Source organism: Caballeronia sp. RCC_10 (assembly GCF_041360715.1).
Classification (GTDB): Bacteria; Pseudomonadota; Gammaproteobacteria; order Burkholderiales; family Burkholderiaceae; genus Caballeronia; species Caballeronia grimmiae.
Window position 1 is genome coordinate 441,654 of record NZ_JBFUPT010000003.1, and the last position, 8,327, is coordinate 449,980.

Annotated in this window: 6 protein-coding genes and 1 tRNA gene; 6 read left to right on the forward strand and 1 reads right to left on the reverse strand. The window is 60.3% G+C overall.

The window, feature by feature from the left end:
• Positions 1-30 precede the first annotated feature (30 nt).
• The 5 genes from flhF (at position 31) to AB6804_RS09750 (ending at position 6,243) form a co-directional block, all read left to right on the forward strand.
• Complete coding sequence (gene flhF / locus AB6804_RS09730) at positions 31-1,755, forward strand: flagellar biosynthesis protein FlhF (RefSeq protein ID WP_370886258.1); 1,725 nt, start codon at positions 31-33, stop codon at positions 1,753-1,755.
• Complete coding sequence (locus AB6804_RS09735) at positions 1,748-2,665, forward strand: MinD/ParA family protein (RefSeq protein WP_370886284.1); 918 nt, start codon at positions 1,748-1,750, stop codon at positions 2,663-2,665. Before flhF ends, AB6804_RS09735 begins: the two co-directional genes overlap by 8 nt.
• 20 nt (positions 2,666-2,685) lie before the next feature.
• Positions 2,686-3,417 carry an RNA polymerase sigma factor FliA gene (locus AB6804_RS09740; RefSeq protein ID WP_370886259.1) on the forward strand — a complete coding sequence of 244 codons (732 nt, stop codon included), beginning with the start codon at positions 2,686-2,688 and terminating at the stop codon, positions 3,415-3,417.
• 1,468 nt (positions 3,418-4,885) lie between these two features.
• On the forward strand, positions 4,886-5,449 hold the full coding sequence (locus tag AB6804_RS09745) for a PAAR domain-containing protein (protein WP_370886260.1): 564 nt from the start codon (positions 4,886-4,888) through the stop codon (positions 5,447-5,449).
• Positions 5,446-6,243, forward strand: a complete 798-nt coding sequence (locus AB6804_RS09750) for a hypothetical protein (protein ID WP_370886261.1) — start codon at positions 5,446-5,448, stop codon at positions 6,241-6,243. Before AB6804_RS09745 ends, AB6804_RS09750 begins: the two co-directional genes overlap by 4 nt.
• A 675-nt stretch (positions 6,244-6,918) precedes the next feature.
• Here AB6804_RS09750 and AB6804_RS09755 read toward each other — a convergent pair.
• Positions 6,919-6,994 (reverse strand) — tRNA-Arg (locus tag AB6804_RS09755).
• A gap of 283 nt (positions 6,995-7,277) precedes the next feature.
• Between AB6804_RS09755 and AB6804_RS09760 the strand changes: the two genes are divergently transcribed.
• Complete coding sequence (locus tag AB6804_RS09760) at positions 7,278-8,171, forward strand: cytochrome c5 family protein (RefSeq protein WP_370886262.1); 894 nt, start codon at positions 7,278-7,280, stop codon at positions 8,169-8,171.
• Positions 8,172-8,327: the final 156 nt, after the last annotated feature.

Sequence of the window (8,327 nt, forward strand, 5' to 3'; positions counted from 1 at the left end):
GATCGCAGTCATTCCTCATCGGGGGCAAGTTTGAACATCCGTAAATTCATTGGCGCGAACAGCCGCGACGCACTGCGACAGGTTCGGGAAGCGCTTGGCCCCGATGCAATCGTGCTGTCGAACCGTACGCTGGACGATGGTTCCGTGGAGATCGCCGGTTGCGCGGACAGCGATATCGCGTCGATCTCGCCGAAAGCGCAAGAGCTGGCCGCGCCCGCGACGTTCGCGAGCGCCACGCCGCGCGCCGCGCTGGCGCAGGCAGCAGCCGCTGCGGCCAAGCACGCCGCACCGAATCCCTATGCGAGCGGCGATGTGTTCTCGTCCGTGTTCGGCGCGAAGCCCGACGCCGATGCCGACGCAGCCGACGAAGCACCCGCCGACGAAGCATCCCGCACGCTGGCCGATTCGAATCCGTGGCTGATCGAGCATGCGCGACGCATCGCCGAGCAGGCCGCGACGCCGTCGAATCGGCCGCTGACGGCATCGTCGGCAATTGCACGCGGCATGGGCGTGCCGGTGCCGCCCAAAGCGCAAGCCGCCGACAAGCCGGAGACGGCGAGCTACGTGCTGCGCCAGGCCGCGCAACCGAAGGTGGACACGCCCGAGTGGGCGCGCGAAGCCGCGCAAGTCGCCGCACGCCGCGCCGCGCAGAAGATCAACGCAAGCGCGCCGCAAGCGGAAGCATCGCCGGCATCGGCTGAAGGTGCGTTCGAAGGCTTGCCCGCGAATGCGGCGGCTGTCGTCACCGAGGCGATTCGTGCGCGCATGGAGCAGGTCGTCAACGATACGGTGATGAACGAGCTGTCGTCGATGCGCTCGATGATGGAAGAACAGTTCTCCGGCCTGCTGTGGGGCGATCGCCAGCGCCGCATGCCGAGCAACGCCGCGCTGACCAAGCACCTGTTCGCCGCGGGCTTCTCCGCGCAACTCGTGCGCATGATCGTCGACAACTTGCCGGAAATGGAAAACGCCGAGCACGCGCTCGAATGGGTGCAGCAGGTGCTCGAATCGAACCTGCCGGTGATGGCGAGCGAAGACGCGCTGATGGAACGTGGCGGCGTGTTCGCGCTGATGGGCCCGACGGGCGTCGGCAAGACGACGACCACCGCGAAGCTCGCCGCGCGCTGCGTGATGCGCTTCGGCGCAAGCAAGGTCGCGCTGCTGACGACGGACAGCTACCGGATCGGCGCGCACGAGCAGTTGCGCATCTTCGGCAAGATTCTCGGCGTCTCGGTGCACGCGGTGAAGGACGCGGCCGATCTGCAACTCGCGCTTTCGGAGCTGCGCAACAAGCACATCGTGCTGATCGACACGATCGGCATGAGCCAGCGGGATCGCACGGTGTCCGATCAGATTTCGATGCTGTGCGGCGCGGGTCATCCGGTGCAGCGCCTGTTGCTGCTGAACGCGACGAGCCACGGCGACACGCTCAACGAAGTCGTGCAGGCCTACAAGAGCGCGGCCGATCAGCCGCCGCTCGCGGGCTGCATCCTGACCAAGCTCGATGAAGCGACGAACCTCGGCGGCGTGCTCGATACGGTCATCCGCTACAAGCTGCCGGTGCATTACGTATCGACCGGACAGAAGGTGCCGGAAAACCTGTACGTGGCGACCAAGCGGTTCCTGATCAAAAGCGCGTTCTGCATTCCGCGCGACGGCTCGCCGTTCGTGCCGCAGGACGAGGAAGTGCCGGCGCTGTTGTCCGCATTGTCCGCGCGTGCCGCGGCTGAACTCCATGAGGTTCGCTTTGGATAAGCTCGTGCTCGACCAGGCTGAAGGCCTGAGACGGCTCCTGACGCGTGCAGGCTCGCGCGTGGTGGCGGTCGCGGGCGGACCGGCGGGCATCGGTTGCACGTCGGCGGTGGTGAATCTCGGCGCGGCGCTGGCCGTGCATGGCAAGGATGTGCTCGTCATCGACGAGCGGCAGAACGGAACATCGGTGAGCCGCATGGCGGGGCTTTCCGGATCGCAGGCGATGAGTGCGGTGATGTCCGGCCGCCACACGTTGCAGGACGTCGTCACGCGCACGCCGCTCGGCTTTTCGCTGATCGCCGCGCCCCGCGAGGAGCGCGTGAGTCACGACGCCGCGCAGTGCCGCGGGTTGCTCGACGGACCGGCGGACATCGTGCTGATCGATACGCAACTGGATCGGCATGGCGCGCTGTCGTCGCTTGCGGCGCAGGCGCATGACTTCCTGATCGTCACGCGGGCGGCTGCGCCGGCGATCACCGAGGCGTATGCGTGCATGAAGCGTCTGCACTACGCGCATGCGATCGGACAGTTCCGCGTGCTGATCAATCACGTGCAGAACCCGGCCGACGCGGCGGTCGCGTTCGACAACCTGTCGGGCGTGGCGAGCCGGTATCTGGCGGTGGCGCTCGTGCAGGCGGGGTATGTGTCCGAGGATGCGCGCATTACTCGGGCGAGGGAGCTGTCGCGTTCGGTGGTAGAGGCGTTTCCGGCTACGGCTGCGGCGCGCGACTATCGCCAGATTGCGGCGGAGCTTCTGCACTGGCCGGTGCGTTCCACGCCGGCTGCCCGTGATGCTGAAGTTGAAAACGAAATGCAGTTTTTGGATGGCGAGTCTGACAAGGGCGGGCGGGAAGTGGCGCGAAGGGCGTCGATGTTTCCCGGCCATGCATTGAGCAGCACGGCGTCGATGTGATCAAGACAAAGGTGACCCAGATGTACAACGCCCAAGGCAAACTCTCGCAGTCCGACGTGTTGACGCGCTATGCGCCGCTCGTTCGCCGGCTGGGGCTGCAGCTCGTCGCCAAGATGCCGGCGAGCGTCGACCTCGACGATCTGATTCAGGCCGGCATGATCGGCCTGTTGGATGCGGCGAGCCGTTACAAGGAAGATCAGGGTGCGCAGTTCGAGACGTATGCGAGCCAGCGCATTCGCGGCGCGATGCTCGATGAACTGCGCGCGAACGACTGGCTGCCGCGCAGCATGCGCAAGACGTCGCGCGAAGTGGAATCGGCGGTGCACAAGGTCGAGCAGAGCCTTGGCCGTTCGGCGAGCGAGACGGAAATCGCCGAGCATATGCAGCTGCCGCTAGACGAGTATCAGTCGATGCTGCAGGACTTGCACGGCAGCCAGTTGATCTATTACGAAGACTTCGACCGCTCGGCGGACGACGAACCGTTCCTGGATCGACATTGCGTGGATCGATCGGACCCGCTGTCGGCGTTGCTCGATGACAGCCTGCGCGGCGCGTTGATCGAGGCTATCGATCGGCTGCCGGAGCGCGAGAAGCTGCTGATGAGCTTGTATTACGAGCGCGGGCTGAATCTGCGAGAGATCGGCGCGGTGATGGAAGTCAGCGAGTCGCGGGTTTGCCAGTTGCATAGCCAGGCGGTCGCGAGGCTGCGGGCGAAGTTGCGGGAGCAGGAGTGGACGGGGGTGGAGGCTTGAGGGGGCCGCGCCAAGTTTGGCAAAGATGCTAAGGGAAACCTATTCATTGATCGTCTTTTCATCCGACCAACCCACGCTTACTCCGCCAACGTCGATCAGAGGTGAGTCAAGCCAATCTGCATGCAATTCCGGCCCACGCCAGAAACGCATGCGGGGTCGCCGGGCGGCACGACGACAATTTGGGAATCGATGCTGACTTAACGCGTTGAGAGTCGTTTCCTGGTGGCGGATACAGGACGCGTAATGTCAGTGTTGGACCAGAGGTGATGAGTTCAGCTCTTGTGCCCTCAATGGTAGCCTTTGATTTCGCAGGCAAGGCCCGCCATTGAGGCCAGTGCAAATCCACCAGTGCCAGAAAGCGTTTATTTAACTTTTACGCCAGAACGCAGCAGCTACTAGGTTCACAAGTTGCCTTGTTAGAGCGTGATGCCAGTGGCCTCCGCCGCAGCGGCGGGCAACTGCACTCGACGATGCGGATCTGAGTCACGCGTTGCGAACGGGGTCGTTCGGTCATAGGGCGGCCTCTTGCAAACGCTGAGGAGCCCACACGTGCTGTACCAACGCAACCACCAGTGCGCGCGGGGCTCGCTGTTGCTCTCTCGTGAAGTTGTCGAAGGCTTTGAACGGCAATTGATGAGCGCGTTCGAGCCCTGGGCCGAGTCATTGAGAAATACAATGCGTCGCGGTTGTCTTCCACATAAACCGATAAGCGCACAGTGCTCAGATGTCTGTGTGTTTGAGCGGCACACACGTGTGATTCAGCCCACCCGGCGCGCGCTACAGGCTACCGCTCGCGCTGCGGTGGCAACCCGATCATGCCAAGCCTGTCGGCAAAGTGAAGTTTGCGGCGACTGGCCGCCGTGGCATCGGCTTTCGGACTACGCTTGCGCAGTGCGATGAACCCGGCGCGCTGCGCGACCGGCTCGGAGAAGCGTGGCAGAGCATCAAGGCCGGACTCGTGCGCGGCATTTCCATCGGCTTTCGACCGATCAAGCCGAACGGCGCGGCGACGGTTCGCATGGTATGCGATTCGTCGAATGGCAATGGCTTTAGCTGTCGTGCGTCACGATCTCGGCAAACAGTGGCGTGAGTATCACCGCATTGCCTTCGGCGGATAGTGAGCAACGGCGGATTAACGCTCCACCCCCCCCCGCATTATTCGACTCGACGGCATAGCGCCGACTATGCGCGACGGCACGGTGCGGCTCACTCCAGCAGACTGCAACCGCGCGAGACACTAGCGCCCCAATCGAAGACGTTTCAGAAGTTGATACGACTCGAATCTCCGTAGCCCGAAGTTCATTCCCTGTCAACTTTTGTCGATTTCACGATTTCGCTGATGCATCCAATTGCGCTTCTTCGTTGTGCTCGTATCCTGACAAATCAACTCAGGTGAGTAGGTCTTTTCTAACGAACCGAGACACATGCTGAAAAGCAAGCATAACGAATCATACAAAGGAGGCTGCACATGATGCGACGAATCGCCGTCGTTGGGGACCAACTCGATAACGGCGGAGAGGTTGGCTCTTACGAGGGACCGCAGTTTCTCATTCACGGGCACCAAGCCGCGCTTATAGGCGGCGAAGCTTATTGCCCGGTCTGCAAGACGACGGGATACATCGCGAAGGATGGCGGTCCGCGTCGTGTGAACTTCTTTATCAGCGAGATTGCAGCGCATGACGATGTAGTCGTGTGCGGCTGTCCAGAACATCCGCGCATCTTTGCCCAACTGGCAGGAGAGGCGTGGTACGACGATATGGCCGAGAGTCTTGGAGTGGTCGGTTCTCAAGGGTTCACGAGCGCAGACGCACCCAGAGCACAGCGTGACAGGGCGGAGGAGAATGCTGTTTTTGATCGACATTTCCAACTCGTTGATCAGGACGGTGTACCTGTTAGCCGTGCATTGTTCTATGTTCAATCTCCAACAGGGGAGATTCGCGAAATCACAACAACACCTGACGGCAAGACACCAATCATTGAAGGTCGAGATGGTAGTTCCATTAAATTGCTCCTTGTATACACAGAACAATGACATCCCCAGTAATTTCTGCGCCGCTCACGCCGAAGACAGATACTCGACCTCACGTTGTCAAACTCAAAATTTTCTGGAAAACAACGCGAAAATGGACAGCCACTGATGTAGCTGATTATCAAGCGCAGGCACCAGTACTTGCTGAACAGCTTCGCACTGAACAGTATTGGAGTAGAGACGGGAATGTCAAAACGAACCGCTTTACTTGCGAAGACTTTGCTGTCAGGCTGCTTATTCAATACGCAGCAGCTAGAGGGCTACCAATAAAGTTAGTGACGGGCGTTAGAACGTATAGAAACATGGAGGTGTACGGTCAGGCCGAACACGGAAAATATGATTCAAGCATGTATGGCTTTGCAGATATGGTGGAACTCACTTATGGCGCGCCCGACGTGCAGCGTATCAATTTGAATACCATGTCTATCTTCGATGCAGATGAGATTAGACCGGGCGATGTTTTGGCGTTAGCAAAGGATTTGAAGGGGCAAATGTCGCATGGGCTCGCTCACCATATTCAATTGGTCGTCAATTCGTCGCCTGAGACAATCCAGATTTATCAAGGAAATTCAGACGACACAATCCATCGTCCAGTTACTTGGGTGAATAAGGTGCTGGGCAGGAATGGCGCAGACCCGCAGCAATCTGCATACGCTGGATTGCCAGTCGAAATCGGCTATTTTCACAGAAATGGAAGCGGATGGGATTACAAGAATATGCAGACTGGGAACGGTAAATCTGATTATCTGAAGTATTTTGAAATCTATCGCTGGAACTTTACTGGATTCAACAATTGAGTGAAAGTCTAAAAGTTGTGTTTTCAGTGCTATCAGACGATCCGTCAGGTTTCCTATGGATCGTCGGGGTCTTAAATCTGCTGACTATCATTAGTGGGTTACGCGAAAACATTTGGCGCACGAAAATCTACAAGGCAATCGTATTTTTACAACTCCTTATTGTGCCTATCGTCGCCGTAATGGGATTTCACTATGCAACTCAGGCTCCAGCCTAGCCCTGAGGGCGAGCTGAATGGTTCTAGCGAGTTTAATTCGACCCGCTAAGATTCAATGATAGGTTTATCGCGCCCATGTGTCTCACTGTCGGCCGTTAGGCCTCTCCGGGACAGGCTGCTCCAATCTAGTTCGCATGCGGTGCGTACGGTCGCTCCGTATGCGGACTCGAGAGCGTAATCCTGCGCTGGCTCCAGTCACAAAAGCTGCTAGGAAATCTGTGCGCCGTGGCGATGCGTCCGGGCGAAGTGTATTTCGGTCGCTTCCACGCGTCGGGGTTGTAGCATCGCTGCTTGCCCCGATTCCCGGTGCAACTTATCGCTGCAGGTAACACCAACAAAGTCGGCCGCCGACAGGTTACTTATCAGCGATTTTCGCCGAAGTTGAGCAGCAGAATTTCCGTACAGTTTCCATACGCCCACGATCATGGTGTGTTGATTCTGGTGCAAGCTCTTGATAACTTGGCGCGCCCGGCTGGGATCGAACCAGCAACCCCTGCCTTCGGAGGGCAGTACTCTATCCATTGAGCTACGGGCGCATCGGCGGGAGCCTTGCTTGCGGGGTGCCGAAAGGCGACAGCAAGACTCATGCGAATCCGAGAGGATACCTGTTTTCCGGACATCCGTCCACGGCGAGCGGTTCAACGCAAAATCCAGCGCCACCGAACTGCGGGTAAACGCCCGTCACACGCCTCGCCGCCCCGCCGCCTTCCGTTAAACGTTCCGTCTATAATCGACCGTGCCTTTGACGACGCAAGGGCTAAGCGGTAGCCGTCACGCTGTCTGAACCGACTCAATCAAAAAACGGGAGACGAGACAAGCATGAGCGAAGCACCCCACGGAGCTCCGATCAGGACACCCGGCCAACTCATCGCGGCGGTCATCGCCGGGTTCGGCATCCCGGTCGCCATCATCATCCTGCTCGCCGTTTACGTCGATACCTCGACGCGCACCGGCGCCGGCACCAACATCGACGCTTCCGTGCAAGAGCGCGTCGCGCCCGCCGCGAAAGTCGATATCCGCGACGCCAACGCCCCCCGCGTCTACAAAACCGGCGAAGAAGTGTTCAAAGCCGTCTGCTCCGCCTGTCACGCGACAGGCACGGCCGGCGCACCCAAAGTCGGCGATGCCGGCGCATGGGCCCCGCGCATCAGCGAAGGCTACGACACACTGCTGCACAACGCGCTCAACGGCAAAGGCGCGATGCCTCCGCGCGGCGGCGCCAGTCCCGATGATTACAGTGACTTCGAGATCGCGCGCGCCGTCGTCTACATGGCGAACAACGGTGGCGCGAAGTTCGCGGAACCGGCGCAACCTGCACCGGGAGCGGCGGCGGGGGCATCGGCTGCGGCGTCCGCTCCGTCCGCCGCATCGGGCGCGACCGACAACGCACAGGCCGCAGCCGCACTTGCGGCGCTCGCATCGGTGCCGCAAACCGCATCCGCGCCGGCTGCGGGCGCGCAAAGCGCGGACGCCGCTCAGGCGGGCAAGGCGCTCTACGAACAGGTCTGTCAGGCGTGTCACGCGGCAGGCGTGCTGAACGCGCCCAAGTTCGGCGACAAAGCCGCCTGGGCGCCGCGCCTCAAGGAGCCGATGGAAACGGTCTACAACTACGCACTCCACGGCAAGGGCGCGATGCCGCCGAAGGGCGGATCGAACGCACCCGACGCAGATGTGAAAGCGGCCGTCGATTACATGGTGAACGCGTCGAAGTAACGTCGCGGCTAGCGGTATCGTGAACCGGCTGCTGTCGTCCGGTGCCGCAATGAAACAAGCCCTGCGCACGCTTGAAGCGTGAACTGCACCCCAAAAGTTGGACACCGATCCAACCTTTGGGGTGTTTTTCATGACGAAGTACGATGAGCGGTTTCG

What these genes read in the sequence shown, in the direction of transcription:
- AB6804_RS09750 (WP_370886261.1), top strand. Translation starts at nt 5,446, where the DNA reads ATGACATCCCCAGTAATTTCTGCGCCGCTCACGCCGAAGACAGATACT.
- AB6804_RS09745 (WP_370886260.1), top strand. Translation starts at nt 4,886, where the DNA reads ATGATGCGACGAATCGCCGTCGTTGGGGACCAACTCGATAACGGCGGA.
- AB6804_RS09760 (WP_370886262.1), top strand. Translation starts at nt 7,278, where the DNA reads ATGAGCGAAGCACCCCACGGAGCTCCGATCAGGACACCCGGCCAACTC.
- AB6804_RS09740 (WP_370886259.1), top strand. Translation starts at nt 2,686, where the DNA reads ATGTACAACGCCCAAGGCAAACTCTCGCAGTCCGACGTGTTGACGCGC.